At 65.4% G+C, this 16,172-nt stretch carries 13 protein-coding genes and 2 pseudogenes; 9 read left to right on the top strand and 6 right to left on the bottom strand.

Going from position 1 to position 16,172, the window contains the following annotated elements:
* Nucleotides 1–243 (bottom strand): hypothetical protein (locus tag EGH23_RS00005; RefSeq protein WP_220577992.1); only part of this gene is annotated, 243 nt, incomplete at its 3' end.
* A 466-nt stretch (nucleotides 244–709) separates the two neighbouring features.
* On the opposite strand from EGH23_RS00005, the pseudogene EGH23_RS00010 reads away from it, so the two are divergent.
* The 7 genes and pseudogenes from EGH23_RS00010 to EGH23_RS00040 form a co-directional block, all read left to right on the top strand.
* Nucleotides 710–1,327 (top strand): annotated as a pseudogene (locus tag EGH23_RS00010) (nuclease/transposase family protein); the annotation flags it as partial.
* A 287-nt stretch (nucleotides 1,328–1,614) separates the two neighbouring features.
* Nucleotides 1,615–2,298, top strand: a pseudogene (locus tag EGH23_RS00015) (RNA-guided endonuclease InsQ/TnpB family protein); the annotation flags it as partial.
* Between the two features lie 55 nt (nucleotides 2,299–2,353).
* Nucleotides 2,354–3,175, top strand: a complete 822-nt coding sequence (locus EGH23_RS00020; protein ID WP_236044579.1) for a helix-turn-helix transcriptional regulator — start codon at nucleotides 2,354–2,356, stop codon at nucleotides 3,173–3,175.
* A 247-nt stretch (nucleotides 3,176–3,422) separates the two neighbouring features.
* Nucleotides 3,423–4,853: a carotenoid oxygenase family protein gene (locus EGH23_RS00025; RefSeq protein WP_220577993.1), complete on the top strand. Its 1,431-nt coding sequence runs from the start codon at nucleotides 3,423–3,425 to the stop codon at nucleotides 4,851–4,853.
* A 151-nt stretch (nucleotides 4,854–5,004) separates the two neighbouring features.
* Nucleotides 5,005–6,021, top strand: coding sequence for a M48 family metallopeptidase (locus EGH23_RS00030; protein ID WP_220577994.1), 1,017 nt, complete (start codon nucleotides 5,005–5,007; stop codon nucleotides 6,019–6,021).
* 418 nt (nucleotides 6,022–6,439) lie between these two features.
* A complete protein-coding gene (lhgO, locus tag EGH23_RS00035; RefSeq protein ID WP_236044580.1) occupies nucleotides 6,440–7,645 on the top strand; it encodes an L-2-hydroxyglutarate oxidase in 1,206 nt (401 codons plus the stop codon).
* 63 nt (nucleotides 7,646–7,708) lie between these two features.
* Nucleotides 7,709–8,059, top strand: a complete 351-nt coding sequence (locus tag EGH23_RS00040; RefSeq protein ID WP_220577995.1) for a cupin domain-containing protein — start codon at nucleotides 7,709–7,711, stop codon at nucleotides 8,057–8,059.
* Here EGH23_RS00040 and EGH23_RS00045 read toward each other — a convergent pair.
* Nucleotides 7,981–8,820: a hypothetical protein gene (locus tag EGH23_RS00045; RefSeq protein ID WP_220577996.1), complete on the bottom strand. Its 840-nt coding sequence runs from the start codon at nucleotides 8,818–8,820 to the stop codon at nucleotides 7,981–7,983. The two genes, EGH23_RS00040 and EGH23_RS00045, sit on opposite strands and share 79 nt — an antisense overlap.
* Before the next feature lie 136 nt (nucleotides 8,821–8,956).
* Here EGH23_RS00045 and EGH23_RS00050 point away from each other — a divergent pair, with 136 nt between their 5' ends.
* Nucleotides 8,957–10,096 carry an acyl-CoA dehydrogenase family protein gene (locus EGH23_RS00050; protein WP_220577997.1) on the top strand — a complete coding sequence of 380 codons (1,140 nt, stop codon included), beginning with the start codon at nucleotides 8,957–8,959 and terminating at the stop codon, nucleotides 10,094–10,096.
* A 15-nt stretch (nucleotides 10,097–10,111) separates the two neighbouring features.
* Here EGH23_RS00050 and EGH23_RS00055 read toward each other — a convergent pair whose 3' ends face one another.
* Nucleotides 10,112–10,897, bottom strand: a complete 786-nt coding sequence (locus EGH23_RS00055; protein WP_220577998.1) for an enoyl-CoA hydratase/isomerase family protein — start codon at nucleotides 10,895–10,897, stop codon at nucleotides 10,112–10,114.
* 297 nt (nucleotides 10,898–11,194) lie between these two features.
* On the opposite strand from EGH23_RS00055, the gene scpC reads away from it, so the two are divergent.
* Nucleotides 11,195–12,667, top strand: a complete 1,473-nt coding sequence (scpC, locus tag EGH23_RS00060) for a succinyl-CoA:acetate CoA-transferase ScpC (RefSeq protein WP_220577999.1) — start codon at nucleotides 11,195–11,197, stop codon at nucleotides 12,665–12,667.
* 52 nt (nucleotides 12,668–12,719) lie between these two features.
* On the opposite strand, the gene EGH23_RS00065 is transcribed toward scpC, so the two are convergent.
* The 3 genes from EGH23_RS00065 to EGH23_RS00075 all read right to left on the bottom strand — a co-directional run bounded on the left by EGH23_RS00065 (nucleotide 12,720) and on the right by EGH23_RS00075 (nucleotide 16,149).
* Nucleotides 12,720–12,971, bottom strand: coding sequence for a hypothetical protein (locus EGH23_RS00065; RefSeq protein WP_220578000.1), 252 nt, complete (start codon nucleotides 12,969–12,971; stop codon nucleotides 12,720–12,722).
* The gene (locus tag EGH23_RS00070; RefSeq protein WP_220578001.1) at nucleotides 12,968–14,959 is read right to left on the bottom strand and encodes a TRAP transporter permease; all 1,992 of its coding nucleotides are present in this window, start codon (nucleotides 14,957–14,959) and stop codon (nucleotides 12,968–12,970) included. Before EGH23_RS00070 ends, EGH23_RS00065 begins: the two co-directional genes overlap by 4 nt.
* 62 nt (nucleotides 14,960–15,021) lie before the next feature.
* A complete protein-coding gene (locus tag EGH23_RS00075; protein ID WP_425433192.1) occupies nucleotides 15,022–16,149 on the bottom strand; it encodes a TAXI family TRAP transporter solute-binding subunit in 1,128 nt (375 codons plus the stop codon).
* Nucleotides 16,150–16,172: the final 23 nt, after the last annotated feature.

The following is a 16,172-nucleotide window of genomic DNA, read 5'->3' on the forward strand; positions in this document are numbered from 1 at the left end:
CGAGGGTCGCTTTTTGCCTGCCGTGTCGCCACGGCCTCGGAGACGCCCCCTCGGGAACGGTGTGATGGCCTTCGTCGTCCGGGCGGACCCCAATCCAACCGCCAGTTTTTGCCCGTTGTGCTTGCCCCCAGATACGCTGTCAGGGAGCTTAATTCCGGCGGTTGTGGCGGAGTTGTCGGATTCATCCCCGCCGTGAACGGCGAGGCTTTCTCCTCGAACTTCCGTAAGTTTGTCTGCGGCCATTCGGGGTGGTCCATTTGACTATCAACACAAGTGAACCAGATTCATCGAACGATGACGAGGAGACAACAGAGAAGTCGACCGATGACAGTCATTTTCCAGTCGAATATCCTCTGTTCAGCCAAGGGTTTAAATCGGAAAACGGGACCAATTCGCTATAATGCACAGACCAGAATCAGCGATTAGTGGAATCCCGATCTGTGATGCAACTACACTCTCCGAGAGTGGCCTCGCAAACGACAGTTCTTGGCGCCATCATGCTGTTCACTCTGTTCCTGTCGGGCATTGTACTGACTCTCGCAGTGGGTGCGCTGCTCGTTGTCCGCGTACTGCTTCACAAGCGGTACGAGACGGATGCCCGACCCTTGAGATTGGGAGAGGAAGCCGACACTTGATGCCACAAACCACATCCCAGTGGCAGGCTGACTTCCACATATATAATTGACATACGCCACATATGTCAAATACTGTGGAATACCGTCGTACCGCCGTCATTAAACTCGACACTCCCGACGAAGTCGACGCTTCGCTCCGAGAGACAGTCGAGCAGTTCAAATACTGCGCCAACACCGCCAGTGGGTGGTGTTGGCACGGCGACGACGGATATCACGTCACCTCGAAAGCCAAAGCCGAACGCGCCCTCTACGACCGGCTCCGCGACGAAACCGACCTAACCGCGAATCTCGTCCAGAAAGGGGTTCGGCGGGCCGTCGAAGCCATCAAAAGCGGAGTTGAACGCCTTAAACGTGGTGAAAGCACGTCACAACCGCACTTCTCAGCAGACAGCGCGGTCTACGACAAGCGGAGCGCAACGTTCCACCGCGACCACGTTTCCCTCTCAACCGTAGATGGGCGCGTTGAGTGCGACTATATTCTCCCCAACGACTCGGAGACGCCGCCGACCAAGTACGTCTCCGACGAGGACTTCGAGTTTCGGATGGCACACTTACAGTACCGGGATGGTGACTGGTATCTCCACGCCTCGATGCGGAAAGTCGAAGTGAAGTACCTCGGGGGCAAGCCCCGAGGCGTCACCGTTTTGTCCATGTCGTCCAGAAACGGACGAATGGACGCAGGCGAATTTAATTCCCCTCGCCCTTCTCCTCTCAAAGTCGGCTGGAATTAACACCCGAACACCCTGGTGGTGTCCGTGAGGGTCGGGGCCTCCACCAGCCCCCGACAACTCCCGTCTCACGCCCAATGGGCGGTTTTGAGAGGAGTCGCATTTCCAAACCTCCGAACGACCGTTTCACAGTAAGGTCTTTACTGTCCGTCACGGCCGTTAATCCACAGTACGAGGCGTGGTAAGTTAAACCTTTGACGGGCTTCACCCTCGGGGTCAAGCCCCGAGGCACTCGCCCTGCTCCGCCTGTAGACGAGCAGACGCCCGAATCCGAGTCCAAGCACAGAACAGTCCTTGGAGTGGATTTGGGCGTAAACAACCTCGCAGTCGCTTCGACAGGGCGTTTCTGGTCAGCAGACGAGTACAACCACTGGCGTCGAGAGTACGAGAAGCGTCGTGCCTCGCTCCAACAGTGTGGCTCTCGCCGCGCCCACGAAAACATTGAGTCCGTTGGGCAGAAGGAATACGGTCGGTTCGAGATATACCTGCACACGGTGGCGAACGAACTTATCGAGGAGGCCGTCGAAAACGATTGTTCGCACATCGTATTCGAGGATTTGACCCACATTCGAGAGAACATTCCTGAGGCGACGTGGCAACACGTTTGGGCGTTCCGACGCCTCTACGAGTACGTCGAATACAAAGCCGAAGAACACGGTGTCGAAGCCGTGCAGGTAGACCCACGGAACACCTCGAAGCGCTGCTCAACGTGTGGGTTTACTCACGACGACAATCGGTCGGGGGAGACGTTCGAGTGTTGTCAGTGTGGGTATGAGAACCACGCCGACTACAACGCCTCGAAGAACATTGGTTTGCAGTATATCCGTCATCAGCAAAATGCAGATGATGGAGGCGCACCCGTAGATGTGCGCTTGAATCGCGGGACGCTGAACGTGAGTGGGGAGTATGTACCCCCTGCCTCTGTTGATGCATAGAACGGGAGTCCACGCGAAAGTCTCCGGGGCTTGACCCCGAGGCGATTTACTAACAATGGTGGCCGAGAAAGACCCGCCAAGAGCGATGCAACCCGATCAGGTAGCGTACGAAGACGTCAAGTTCCTCACGGGGTCTCCCCAGCGGTGTAGCGTACTCGCGACGCTGTGCGAGTCGCCGGCGCGGCCCTGCGAGCTCTGCGAAGCGGTCGACGCCTCGCGGACGACGATCCAGCGCATCCTCGCGGGGTTCCGCGAACGACAGTGGGTCAGAAAGCACGACGGGAAGTATCGAGCCACGGTGACCGGCCGCCGCGTCTGCGAGCAGTACCGAGCCCTGTTGTCGACGACCGAACAGGCGCGGGAGTTCGGCCCGCTGGCGACGCATCTCGGGCCGCTCGCGGACGACTTACCCCCGGTGGCCTTAACTGAGGGCGAACTGACCGTCAGCGCCGAGGGGAGCCCGCTGGCGGCGGTCATGGAGTTCACCGGATGGTTCCGCAACGCCGAGGGGGACGTCCGAGCGATATCGCCCATCGTGGCCGAACCGTTCAACGAGGCGGGCGCGGAGTTGCTCGCTTCGGGAACGAACATCGAGTTCGTCATCGACCAGGCGGTCCTCGAACGCTCGGAGGCGGAGTATCCCGCGGAACTCGAAGCCGGGTTACAGAACGACCAGATAGACATCTACGTCCACGAGGACCCCTTGTCGTTCGGAATCGTCGTCGACGAGGAGCGGTGTTGTCTGGCGGCCTACGACGAGCACAACAACGTCAGAGCGATACTGTCGTCCGAGAACGACGAGATGTGCGACTGGGCGAGCGGGGTCTACGAACGGCGGCGGGAGCGAGCGCGACCGCTCTCTGCGCTTTACTCGTGAAAACGTCAGCCGGAGGAGTGCAACCCTTGGCTGACGGTGGGAGGGAAGGCCGAAGCGAGGTGGGCACGCCGCGGACACCACTGACAGCGCCCACCGGATGTGGAGGGGGTCTCCCCGGCAGATACTCCGAAGGTGATCACCCTATACTTACCCACCGGTAGGTGTTACAACCCCTAATACATCCCACCGGTGGCTGGCGGTTTTCGGCGTGGCGAACCCTCATACGGGCGGCCACCCAAGGGGGAACGTGCCCACGCAGCACCGACGCGGATTCGAGACACAGCGGGAGACGCTCGCCGGTCGCTCGCTACCGGTCGACGGGACGATTCCCGAGTGGCTCTCGGGGCGGTACGTCCAGAACGGCCCGGGACAGTTCGAGGTCGGCGAGACGGCGCTGCGCCACTGGTTCGACCCGCTCGCGATGCTCCGGGGGTTTCGAATCCGTGACGGTGACGTCACCTACACCAACCGATTCGTCAGCAGTCGGGACTTCGAATTCGCCCGCGAACACGGGCGAGTCCGGACGCCGTTTCCCGGGACGCCCGCACAGCGGCCCGTCTGGCGGCGGCTCTGGCAGGCGCTCACGGGCGAGTTTCCGGACAACCCGATCATCGGCGTCGCCCGCATCGGCGACGAACTCGCCGCGATCACCGAGTCGCCCGTGGCGCTGACCGTCGATCCCGAGACCCTGGAGACGACCGGGCGCATCGACCTGACCGCGGGCGTCGACGCCGACCTGACGCTCGGCCACCCACACTACGACCCGCGGCAGGAGACGCTCGTCAACCTCGGCGTGAGCTACGGCCGGAAGACGACGTTCACGCTGTTTCGCCGCGACGGGAACGGCGTCGAGACGACGATTCGACTGCCGTTCGACGACGCCCCGTACGTCCACTCGTTCGCCCTGACCGACCGGTACGCCGTCGTCCCGGCGATGCCGTTCGGGCTCGACCTCGCCTCGCTGCTCGCCGGGGCGGTCACCGGCCGCACCTTCCTCGACGCCTTCGAGCGGTTCGACCGCGACGGCGAGTTCGTGGTCGTCGACCGCGAGACGGAGTCAGTCGTCGCCCGTCCCCCGGTGGATCCCTTCTTCGTCTACCACCACGCCAACGCGTTCCCCGACGGCGACGAACTCGTCGTCGACCTCGTCGCCTACCCCGACGAGCGCGCGGTGACGGACCTCACGCTATCGAACCTCCGGAGCGCTTCGCCGTCGGTTCCACGGGGCGACTTGCGTCGGTATCGCCTGCCGCTCGACGGAGACCGCGCGACGGGCGAGACGCTACGGGAGGGTCATCTAGAGTTCCCAGTCGTCGACTATCCGCGCCGCCTCGGCGAGCCGTACGACCACGTCTACGTCGCCGAGACGGACGCGGCGTCGAGTCTGCCGACGCGACTGGCGAAGGTGTCGGTCCCCGACGGCGGAGCGGCGACGTGGGCGGAAGACGGGACGTTCCCGGGCGAACCGATGTTCGTCCGCGCGCCCGACGCCACGGCGGACGACGAGGGCGTCGTCCTCTCGCTGGTGCTCGACGCCGAGGCCGACCGCTCGTTCCTGTTGGTGCTCGACGCGGCGACGTTCGAGGAACTGGCGCGCGCGCCGCTCCCCCATCGGCTCCCCTACGGCTTTCACGGCCAGTTTTACGCCGACGACGACCCGGTGCGGAGTATGGCCTGATACGGGTCGTTGTAGCTGTTTACCGGTAATCGTCGCACCGGGGTCGACGATACCGGGAAGAGACTACAACGACCCGTACGAACCGGCGACCGGTGCTCCGAACCGCCGACCGAGGCCGAAATTTATCCCGTATTCGGCCGAACACCGGGACATGGATTGGTCCCCTGCTCGCGGCCTCCGGCTACGGATGGTCGCGGCGCTGTGTCTCCTTCTCGTCGCAGTCGTCGCGGCGACGCTGGCGACCGGCGCTATCCTGACGCTGCTGCTCGGCGGCGCGATAGCGATCGCGGCACCGAACGCCGAACTGCTCACGCTCGAACTGGTACTGCTGATCGGCGCAGCGGCGACGCTCGCCGTCCTCGCCGCCGTCGTCCGGGGCGAGCTCGACACGCCGAAACACGCGGTCAGGGCGGTCGGTGCCCGGCGGATCGACGATCACTCGCACCCCGACCTGCTGACGGAGGTACGCGCGGCCGCCCGGCAGGCAGACGTGCCGGTGCCGGCGGTGTACGTCGCGCCGACGGAGACGCCGCTGTCGCTGACGACCGGCTTTCGCCCCGCGAACGCGAACCTCGTGATCAGCGAGGGACTGCTCGACCTGCTCTCTGACGCGGAGCGCGAGGCGGTCCTCGCGCACGAACTCGCCCACGTCGCCAACCGGGACGCCGCGGTGCTGACGGCGGTGTCCCTGCCCGTCGGCGCGGCCGAGCGAGTCCTCGATCTGCTGTCGGGACCGACCGCCGGCGTCGAGCACGGCGAACCGAGCGAGGCCGACTACGCCGACGGCCTCCTGACGGTCGGGCTCGGACTGGTCGCGCCGGCGTGGCTCGCCGCGCAGTTGCTCGCGGCGTCGCTCTCCCGGACGCGGGAGTTCAGCGCCGACGCGGGGGCGGTCGCCATCACGGGCGATCCGGCGGCGCTTTCGAGCGCGCTCGAACGCATCGACGGGGCGATCGCCGAGCGCCCGAGCCGGGACTTCCGGACCAGTTCGGTAGCCGCCTTCGCCATCGTCGAACCGTCGGCTGCGGACGCCGACGACGGCGTCCTCGCGCCGCTCCGTCGGCTGATCGGGCGCGCGTTCGCCACCCATCCGCCGACGACGGCGCGACTCGACCGGCTCCGAGAACTGGCGGGCGAGACGGACGAGTCGACCGCGACCGATACCTGACTCGGCCGAAGTCGCTTATCGACACTGGGGCGAAAGCATATCCGGAGTGCGGAGTCATGACTGATATCTGTCCACAACTCTGGATGGATGAGTACAGAACTGAATATATATTCCTAAAAATACCGATAGAGGCCCAATAGAGAACATACCTCTTAAATCCACATTCGTATTCGAGTGTTATTTAACTATAAGCTCGAAATATGGGTACAGAAGGACGAAAAAGATACAAATACGAGTGTATTCGAGAGGTCGGGGTGCAAATAAGCAGAATAATTTTATAAACTGGCAGCGCCGCGATGCCTGCTCCTCAAATATTTCCCGTGGACGTTTCTACCGCCAGTCGCAGGAGAAGACGTGTCGCTCCCGTTGAAGCGATATGTATAACCGATGCCCTGCCGAACCGTGGCACTAGTCAGCAATGATGAGCCACGATGTCGCCGTCGTCGGCGGCGGCTGTGTCGGACTCTCCGTCGCAAAGCACCTCACCGAGCGGACGGACCTTGACGTAGCGATCCTCGAAAAGGAACACCACCTGGCCCAACACCAGAGCGGCCGGAACTCCGGCGTCCTCCATCCCGGTTTCAACTATCCACCGGAGTCGAAGAAAGCCGACTTCGCCACCGAGGGGACCCGGCGGATGAAGGAGTACTGCGCCGAACACGGCGTCCCCTGCAAGGAACTGGGCGTCCTCGTCGTGGCGAAGACCGACCGTGAGGAGGCCCACTTAGAGACCCTCGCGGAGCAGGCCGAGGCCAACGGCGTCGAGTACGAGATCCTGCGCTCCCAGGAGGCGATTCGCGAACACGAACCTCACGCCGTCGGCCAGGCGGCCCTCTACGCGCCCGAGGCCGCGTCGGTCGACTCACAGCAGTACGTCTACGCGCTCGCGCGCGAGATTCAACAGCGGGAGAACGCCTCGCTGTACACCGGCCACGCCGTCTCGGAGATAGAACACACGGCGGCGGGCTATCACATCACGACGAGCAACAGCGACGTCGAGGCGTCGTACCTGGTCAACGCCGCGGGGCTTCACGCCGACACGCTGGCGCATCAACTCGGCGTCGGCGAGGAGTATCAGGTCGTCCCGTTCCGCGGGGAGTACTACGAGATAACGCCCGACCGAGCGGACCTCTGTCAGACGATGATCTACCCGACGCCGGACCCGCAGCTCCCGTTCCTCGGCGTCCACTACACGCGCCGGACCGACGGGAAGGTCATCGTCGGACCGAACGCAGTGCTGGCGTTCGGCCGCGAGGCCTACGACAACACGGACGTGAACCCCGCCGACCTCGCGGAGACGCTCACCTACGAGGGGTTCCGGAAGCTCCTCGCCTCGAAGACGATGCTGTCGGTCGCGTGGGCGGAACTGAACAAGTCCTACCGCAAGCGGCGGTTCACCGAGGCCTCACAGCGGCTGGTCCCGGAGGTCCGCGCCGAGGACCTAGAGAAGAGCTACGCCGGCATCCGCGCCCAGCTCGTCAGCGAGGACGGCGAGTTGGTCAAGGACCCGCTGTTCGTCGAGCGCGAGAACGCGGTCCACATCCTCAACGCCGTCTCGCCGGGCCTGACGTCCTCGCTGCCCTTCGGCGAACACATCGCCGAGACGCTCGCCGCGAAGGTCTGATCCCCGGAAACGGACACGCACGGGTAGCTCCGTACTTATGTGACTGGCCGTCCACTCGCACGCATGGAGTCGACAGCGAACCTCACTATCGGGACGTGGGACGACCCGTTCAAGACCGAAGCGGCCTACGAGGGCATCGAGCGGCGCGTGCTCTGTTTCGACGAGGAGACGATGCAGGTCCACTACACCGTCGAGGCGGGCGCGGTCTTTCCCGAACACGAGCACGAGGAGACGAGACAGACGGTGTACGTCGTCGACGGCGCGATCGACCTGTTCGGCGACCACGAGAAGCGCCTGGAGGCGGGCGATTCGTTCATCGTCGGTCCGGGGGTCCGTCACGGCGTCCGCGGCGTGGCCGACCGGACCGAACTGCTGGATACGTTCACGCCGCGCATCGAAGCGTACACTGACTGACCGTTCGCGTGTCGGGATACCGGCGAATCCCGTGGGTAGACGACGGCCTCGTCGAGCCACGGCGGGACCGGAACCCGTTCGATACCCGTCCGTACGCGCATCCGGAAATGGTGCTCGTCACCAGAGGAGTGCCGTCTACTGTGGTCGACGGCGCGGATGACGCCGTCTCGCCCGACGTAGACCCGCGAAGCGACGTCGACTGTCTCGTCGGGGTCCGGATCGGGGCGGTAGACGAGCGTCGCGTTCGCTCCGAGCACCGCGAGCGAGCGTCCGTCCCGTCGAACCGTCCCGAGGACTCGATAGTCGTACGGGGCGAGGAACTGTCTGAGCGTGAACGCGCCCGAAAGCGACACGACGTACGGCGCGCTCCCGTCGCTATCCGCCCTCGCGTACCCGTCTCCCCGACTCGCGGGCCGGTAGGTCGCGTTGCCGACGAGAACCGCTTCCTGTACCGACCGCTCCGAGGACTGTCGGACGCGAACGACGTCGCCGGTCGAGCGTCTGTCGACCCAGACCTCTCGCGACCCGACGGCGTTCCCGCGGTCGACTCGCCGATAGAACGACCGGGTCGACAGCGCGGCGTCGTGCCTGGTGATGACCCGGTCAATGTCGACTCGCCCGTCGGTTCGGGGCACCTCGACGGGCGTGACCTCGCCGGGTATCCCGACGGGCGTCACCGTTCCGTCGCTCTCTCCGTCGCTCACGAGGCCGGTACAACCGGCCAGCACGACCAGCGCGGCGACGGCGACGGGTCGGAACACGACCGACACCACGGTGGCCACTCACCTAACTGATCGGTCGATGTGCGTCACCGCCGCCACCGCGCCCGTGACGCCATCCGGTCTCGTGACGACGCGAATCCGACAATTTATCACGGTTTATCCGGAAGCCTGTAGTATGCAAACCCTGACAGCGGAGCAACGCGACTACGCCGAGCGCGCGGAATCGGTCGCCGCGGAGTTCGCCGAGGACGCCTACACCTGGGGCGGCGACGTCCCGTGGGAGAACCTCCAGCGACTCGCGGAGGCGGACCTGTACTGCCCCTCTATCTCCGAGGAGTACGGCGGACAGGGCCTCTCCGACGTGACCGCGCTGCTCCTGACCGAGGCGGTCGGTCGGGAGTGTCCGGACACCGGTTGGTTCACCTACATGCAGAATATCGTCGCGCCGCGGGCCATCGACCTCTTCGGGTCCGAGGCGGTCAAAGAGGAGTTCCTCCCCGCCGTGACCGCCGGCGAGAGCTTCGTCTCCATCGCCATCTCCGAACCCGAGGCCGGTTCCGACGTGGGGTCGATGACGACGGAAGTGACAGAGGAGGACGGCCAGTTGGTCTGTAACGGCGAGAAGACGTGGGTCGGCGGCGTCCCCTTCGGCGACGCCGCGGTGACGTGGGTGCGGTTCCCGGAAGGTCTGGGCTCGGTCGTCATCCCTTACGACGACCCCGGCGTCGAGATAGAGGAGGTGTACACGAACATGGCCGGCTACGCGCAGACGCACTTCACCATCGACGACGTGGTGATCCCGGAGACGCACGTCCTCACTCGCGGGAAGGAAGCGTTCAAAGAACAGTTGGTGTCGCTCAACTGGGAGCGCCTCGGCAGTTCGATTCTCACCGTCGCGTGGGCCGAGGCGGCGCTCGAACAGGCCTTGGAGTACGCGAGCGAGCGCGAGCAGTTCGGCCAGACCATCGACGAGTTCCAGGGCATCGAGTGGAAGCTCGCCGAGATGTACCGACAGGTCGAGACGGCCGCCTCGCTGGTCTACATGTCCGCCGCGGGCGCGCAGGGACACGAACGGGCTCCGCCGCGGCTGCAGACCTCGACGGCGAAACTCCACTGCTCGCAGATCGTCGAAGAGGTCGTCAGCGAGGCCGTCCAGATCGTCGGCGCGCGGGCCTACCAGCAGGGGCATCCGCTGGAGCACCTCTACCGGTTCGCGCGCAGCAGGCGCATCGCCGCGGGCACCGACGAGATGCAGCTCAACACCATCGCCGGCGCGCTGAAAGACGACGGGCTTCCCGCTGTCTCCGACCGGTAGCCGACCGCGTCGCCGCTACTCGTAGGACCGGTCGAACGCCGGCTCGCGGCCCTCGTTGAACGCCGCGACCGCTTCCTTGTGTTCGTCGTCGACGACGCAGTCCCACTGGTACTCGGCGGCTTTCCGACAGTACTCGTCGAAGCTCTGCTGGGGGTCGACGAGTCGGTTCGTGTGCTGGACGGCCGTCGCGGGCTTGTCCCGGATCTCCGCCGCGAGGTCGCCCGCGGCCGAGAGCGCGTCGTCGGCCCGCTCGACGGCGAGACCGATGTCGACGGCGTCCTCCGGAGCGATGTCCCGGCCGGTGAGCAGGTACTCGCGGGCCTTCGACTCGCCGACGAGGCGGGGCAGGAGCCACGCGCCGCCGTCGCCGGGGACCAGCCCGACGTTGACGAACCCCTCGCGCATGACGCCCTCCTCGCCGACGACGCGCAGGTCACACGCCAGCGCGAAGTCGCAGCCGGCACCGATGGCCGGGCCGTTGACGGCGGCGATAGAGGGCGTCGCCATCGTCCGCATGTTCCAGACGAACTGCTGGATGAGCCAGAGGAACGCGCCGTACTCCTCGGGCGACTGTTCGTCCCAGTCGGGCATCTCCGTCGTGTCCGCGCCCGAGCAGAAGCCCTTGCCGGCCCCGGTCAGCACGACCGCGTAGACGTCCTCGTCGGCCTCGGCCGTCCGCGCCGCGTCGTTGAGTTCGAGGACCGTGTTCCGCGTGAAGGCGTTGTAGACGTCCGGCCGCTCGATGGTGATGGTCGCGATCCCGTCGGTGACGCCGTAGCTGACGTCTTCGTAGTGCTCCATGTTCCCGTCGTCGGCCCGTTCCCACATATAGGTGGTCGTTGGGCGCGGCCGCGGACCGTTCGATCGGTGACACGTACCCTACGATTTATTATCTCAGATGTAGTTATTCGAGTAGCGACTAACCATCGGCGGCCAGTCCCGAGCGACAGCGAGAGCTTCGTCCGTCGCTCGACACTGCGTCGTCCACCATCAGACAATGTCCACTCTCACGGACGGTGGCGGCAGGACCGCTACCAGCGACAGTCGCATCGCTCGCACGGACGACTCGCCTCGACGACCCGCCGGGGGTGCGTCCTCGTGACTCGCGCGCCACCGGGGAACGGCCCGGTCGAACGCCGACTGCACGGCGACTTGCCGCTCGTCGACGCGACCGAGGCGGCGGCGGGCATCGCGGCCGACGCGACGGTGCTCACGAGCGGGTTCGGGAGCGTCGGCTATCCGAAGGCGGTCCCGCTCGCGCTCGCCGAGGACGACCGCGATCTCGCGCTCACCGTCGTCCACAGCGGCAACGTGGGCGAGGAGATAGACGTCGACCTCGTCGAGTCGGGAGCCATCGCGCGGCGCTTCTCCTATCAGTTCTCGAGCGCCGCCCGAACGGCGACCAACCGCCGCGAGATCGCGTTCGGCGACCGCAACGCCTCGTCCATCGGCGACGAGGTGCAGTACGGCGGGTTAGTCGACCCCGACGTCGCGGTGGTCGAAGCCATCGCGGTCGGCGAGGACTGGTTCGTTCCCTCGACCTCTATCGGGCAGGTCCCGGCGTTCGTCGACGCGGCCGACGAGCTCGTGGTCGAACTGAACCGCACGCAACCGCTCGAACTGCAGGCGCTCCACGATATCTATCGGCCCGGGAAGCCGCCGGACCGAGAGCCCATCCCGCTCACCGGGCCGGGCGAGCGGATCGGGACGAACCACGTCAGTTTCGACCCCGAGAAACTGGTCGGGGTCGTCGAGACGGACGTCCCCGACTCGACGTACACGTTCCGGGAGCCGACCGACGACGACCTCGCCATCGCGACGAACCTCGGGTCGTTCCTCGCTCGAGAGATGGAGCGGTCGCCGGTGTTCGACGACGCGATTCACCTCCAGTTCGGCGTCGGCTCGCTCGGGAACGCCCTGATGGGCGAACTGAAGGAACTCGACTTCGGCGACCGCGAAGTGGTCTACTTCGGTGAACTCATCCAGGACGGCCTGTTCGACATGCTCGACGCCGGCCGCCTCGAATGTGCGAGCGCCACGTCGATGGCGCTCACCGAGGAGGGCCAGGAGCGCCTCTTCGCCGACGTCGAGCGCTATGCCGAGGACATCGTCCTCCGACCGGCCGACATCGCCAACCACCCGGGGCTCATCGACCAGTTCGGAGTCGTCGGCGTCAACAGCGCCATCGAGTTCGACATCTACGGCAACGTCAACTCGACCCACGTCGGCGGGACGCGGATGATAAACGGCGTCGGCGGGTCGGCGGACTTCAACCGCAACTCGCTGGTCACCGTCTGCGCGCTCCCCTCCTCCCTGAAGGGCGGCGACATCTCCCGGGTCGTGCCGATGACGTTCCACGTCGACCACACCGAACACGACGTCGATATCTTCGTCACCGAACAGGGCGTGGCCGACGTCCGCGGCCTCTCGCCCGTCGAGCGGGCAGAGGTGATAATCGAGAACTGCGCCCACCCGTCGTTCGCCGACGACTTGCGGTCGTACTTAGACGACGTTCGAGAACAGGACAGCCACATTCCACACGATATCGAGCGCGCGGCGACGTGGCAGTGATCAGCCGCTGATTTTCCGGGGGAGGAGAAGATAGCGAACCGAAGCGAGCGCGTCAGATAGGCGCGCCCGAACCGCCGAGCAAGTAGAGGTACACCCACCAGGCGTAGCCGCCGGTGAGCACGATGGCGGTCAGCACTTCGAGGACGGTGACGTACGTCTCACCGTGGCGCTCGCGGAACGACTGGACCCGCTCGAACCGCCGCCACGCCGGCATGAGCGGCTCGGGGATGACCTCTCCGAGGCCGCCTGCCTTCTCCATCGATTCCTCTGCCATCGCTTCCGGGGATTCCTCGTTCGAACTCATTGGCTCGCACCTCTGTTGAACGGCAGTTCGAGACCGCGAGTCATCACCTTCTCGCCGACGAAGACGCCGGCGAACACCAGGATGCCGGCGATCTTCACAAGCCTGCCGGGGTACGTCATGATGAGGACGCCCAGCACGGCCAGCCCGGCTCGGAGGAGGGATCGTTTACCGAGGCTCATCTGGAACGGGTAGTTCAGCCCGTAGATGATGGTGATCGCGCCCAGCATCACGAGCGTCCCGACGACGAGCGTGGTGAGGCCGACCTCCATGGCGATGAGGCCGGGGTTGTAGACGAACGCGATCGGCAGGATGAACAGCGGCGCGGCGATCTTGATGGCCGCCCCGCAGGTCTTCCAGAAGTTCGCCTCGGCGATGCCGGCCGCGACCACCGCCGCCGTGGCCACCGGGGGCGTGATCCCCGCCAGGATGGCCGCGTAGAAGACGGTGTAGTGGGCCGTGATCTCGGCGACGCCGAAGTCCGAGACGAACGTCGGCACGATGAGGATGGCGACGATGACGTAGGCCGCCACCGTCGGCATCCCGACGCCCATCAGGATGGCGACGCCCATCCCCAGCAGGACGGCGAACAGCAGGACGCCGCCCGAGATGTTGATCATCAGCAACGCGATCTTCGCCGGGACGCCGGTCGTCCCGAAGATGTTGACGACGCCGCTGATGACCACGAGGATGATGGCGATGGGCGCGAGGATGATGGCCCCGCGGCGGAAGCCGAAGACGGTCTTCCGGAGCTGCGAGACGAGCGTGCTACCGGGGCCCTCCTCGGAACTGGTCGCGAAGCTCTGGAGCACGGGAATCGTGATCCCGGTCGCGACCATGGCGATGACCGTGTACAGCGCGGAGGTCATCACGGTGAACTGCGCGAACCCGAGCAGGTAGATGAGCAGACCGAACGGAATCCCGAACCGGACCGCCTCGAACAGTTTCTCCTGGTTCGACAGCGGGTCGTCGAAGAACTCCGAGAACTCCATCTCCTGACTGCTGGAGTCGCTGATCGCGGTGTAGTGGACCGCGATACCGATGGAGGCCACCAGGATCGCCGCCGGCATGAGCCCCGCGACGACGATGGTGAGATAGGGGACGCCGAGGTACGACGCCATCACGAACGCCGACGCGCCCATGACCGGCGGGAGCACCTGTCCGGAGGTCGAGGCGACGGCCTCGATGCCGGCCGCGCGGTGACCGGCCATCCCGCTCTCCTTCATCGTCGGGATGGTGAACGACCCCGTCATCGCGGCGTTCGCGGTGTAGGAGCCGTTGATGGAGCCGATGACGGCCGAAGCCAACACGGCGGTCTGTGCGACGCCCGACTTGACGTACCGCGCCGCCACGATGGCGATGCGGAGGATGAGGTCGAACGCGCCGTAGGCGAACAGCAGGCCCGCGTACAGCAGGAACGGCGCGATCCACGACGCCGTCAGCTGGGTCAGCGAGCCGTAGAACCCGTACAGGTCCGTCACCGTCGCCTGCAGCAGGGTCAGCTCGCTCATCCCCGCGTGGCCGAGGACGCCCGGGACCGCGTCCCCGAAGAGGGCGTAGATCATCACGCCGATGACCAGCCCGAGGAACAGGTTCCCGAACTCCCGCCAGGTCAGGTACAGCAGGGAGATGATGATGAGCCGCGCCAGCATGTACTCGTGTTCGAGCGCGAACCCCTGTCTGAGGAGGTACACCTGCTCGAAGTTCGCCGCGAAGTACGCGGAGGCGGTGATGAGGACGATGGACGACGGTAGCAACACCGCGCCGTCGACCCAGTCACCGTCCGTCATGGCCTGGCGGGTCTCGTTGAGGGCGTACACCGTCATGATCCCGCCGACGAACACCGTCGCGTATCGCACCGTCGACCACGTCTGCGTCGTGGACCACCAGATGACGATACCCCAGAAGAGGACCGCGGCTATCGTCACCGTGATCTCCAGCCCCTGGACGAGCCCCGAGGAGTGGTCCGTGTGTTCAGTCTGTGTGCTCATTATTGATTGAATCCGTATATCGCCCAGCGTCCGTCACCGGGGGACACCGCGCTCGGCATCGCTCACTCACCGACCGTGAGGCTGTCGTCCCACGCGTCGTTGTCCTTGTAGTACTTGGCCGCGCCGGGGTGGACCGGGATGCTCTCGCGGGCGGAGCCGTACATCTCCTCGACGTTGGCGAAGTCGTTGAACTGCGCCTCGCCCTCGTTGACGACGTCGTTGTTCTCGTAGACGACCTTACAGAGCTCGTAGACGGCGTCGTTGCTGGCCTCGGGGTTGAACGTGTAGTTGACCTCGAGGTCCCAGTGGAACAGTTCGTCCGTGTCGAACTCCAGGTTGCCGAGCTGCCAGTCGCTGTACGGCGTCGTGCTCGCCCCGGCCCCGCCGTAGGACTGGGCGGACTCCTTGAGCGCGTCGGTCGGTTCGACGTAGTGGACGTCGAGGCGGGACGCGATTTCGGTCACCCAGCCGGTGTAGCGCACGCCGGGGGTCCCGTAGGCGATACAGGCGTCGATGTTGCCCTCCTCCATCGCACCGGGCGCGGAGTCGACGCCCATGTTCTGTATCTTCATCTGGTCGTAGACGTCGGCCGTCGGGTCCTGGGACCAGACGTCCAGCGTCGTCGCTCGCGTCGAGTAGCCCGGTTCGGCGGGGTAGACGTTCGCGCCCGCGAGGTCGGAGAACGTCTCGATGCCCGTGCCGTCGCGGGCGATGACGTAGATGCTGTACGGGAACGCGTAGAACCCGTAGTGGGGGATGCGCTCGACGGCCTGCTCGGAGAACCGGCCGCGCTCCTCCTGTGCCTTGAGCAGGGAGTTGTTGTCGGTGATGCCCGCGTTGAACTGGCCCTGGGCCATCCGGTAGATGGTCCCGATGTATCCGGGGCTCTCGATGGTCGAGTAGTCCAGTTTGTCGCTCGTCTGGCTCACCGCGCGTTCGACGGCCAGGCCCACGTCGCGGGTCCCGCCGGCGGAGGTCCCGACGCGCAGCGAGAGGTTGCCGCTGCCGCCGTCGCCGCCGTCGCCGCCGTCGCCGGTGCCGGTGCCGGTCGACCCGCCGTCGCCGCCGTCGCCGCCCGATCCGCCGTCGCCGCCGTCACCGCCATCGCCGCCGCAGCCGGCCAGGCCGATGACGCCAGCGGTTGCCGCTCCGTACAGGAATTTGCGTCGCTGCATACTTTCGTCGGACATCGTCATTAGTGGGCACTACCGGC

The organism is Haloarcula nitratireducens (genome assembly GCF_019599505.1).

Excerpts from the sequence above, each read along its gene's own strand:
- EGH23_RS00020 (WP_236044579.1), top strand. The coding sequence starts at position 2,354 with ATGGTGGCCGAGAAAGACCCGCCAAGAGCGATGCAACCCGATCAGGTA.
- EGH23_RS00030 (WP_220577994.1), top strand. The coding sequence starts at position 5,005 with ATGGATTGGTCCCCTGCTCGCGGCCTCCGGCTACGGATGGTCGCGGCG.
- lhgO (WP_236044580.1), top strand. The coding sequence starts at position 6,440 with ATGATGAGCCACGATGTCGCCGTCGTCGGCGGCGGCTGTGTCGGACTC.
- EGH23_RS00040 (WP_220577995.1), top strand. The coding sequence starts at position 7,709 with ATGGAGTCGACAGCGAACCTCACTATCGGGACGTGGGACGACCCGTTC.
- EGH23_RS00050 (WP_220577997.1), top strand. The coding sequence starts at position 8,957 with ATGCAAACCCTGACAGCGGAGCAACGCGACTACGCCGAGCGCGCGGAA.
- EGH23_RS00055 (WP_220577998.1), bottom strand. The coding sequence starts at position 10,897 with ATGGAGCACTACGAAGACGTCAGCTACGGCGTCACCGACGGGATCGCG.
- EGH23_RS00065 (WP_220578000.1), bottom strand. The coding sequence starts at position 12,971 with ATGAGTTCGAACGAGGAATCCCCGGAAGCGATGGCAGAGGAATCGATG.
- EGH23_RS00070 (WP_220578001.1), bottom strand. The coding sequence starts at position 14,959 with ATGAGCACACAGACTGAACACACGGACCACTCCTCGGGGCTCGTCCAG.
- EGH23_RS00075 (WP_425433192.1), bottom strand. The coding sequence starts at position 16,149 with ATGTCCGACGAAAGTATGCAGCGACGCAAATTCCTGTACGGAGCGGCA.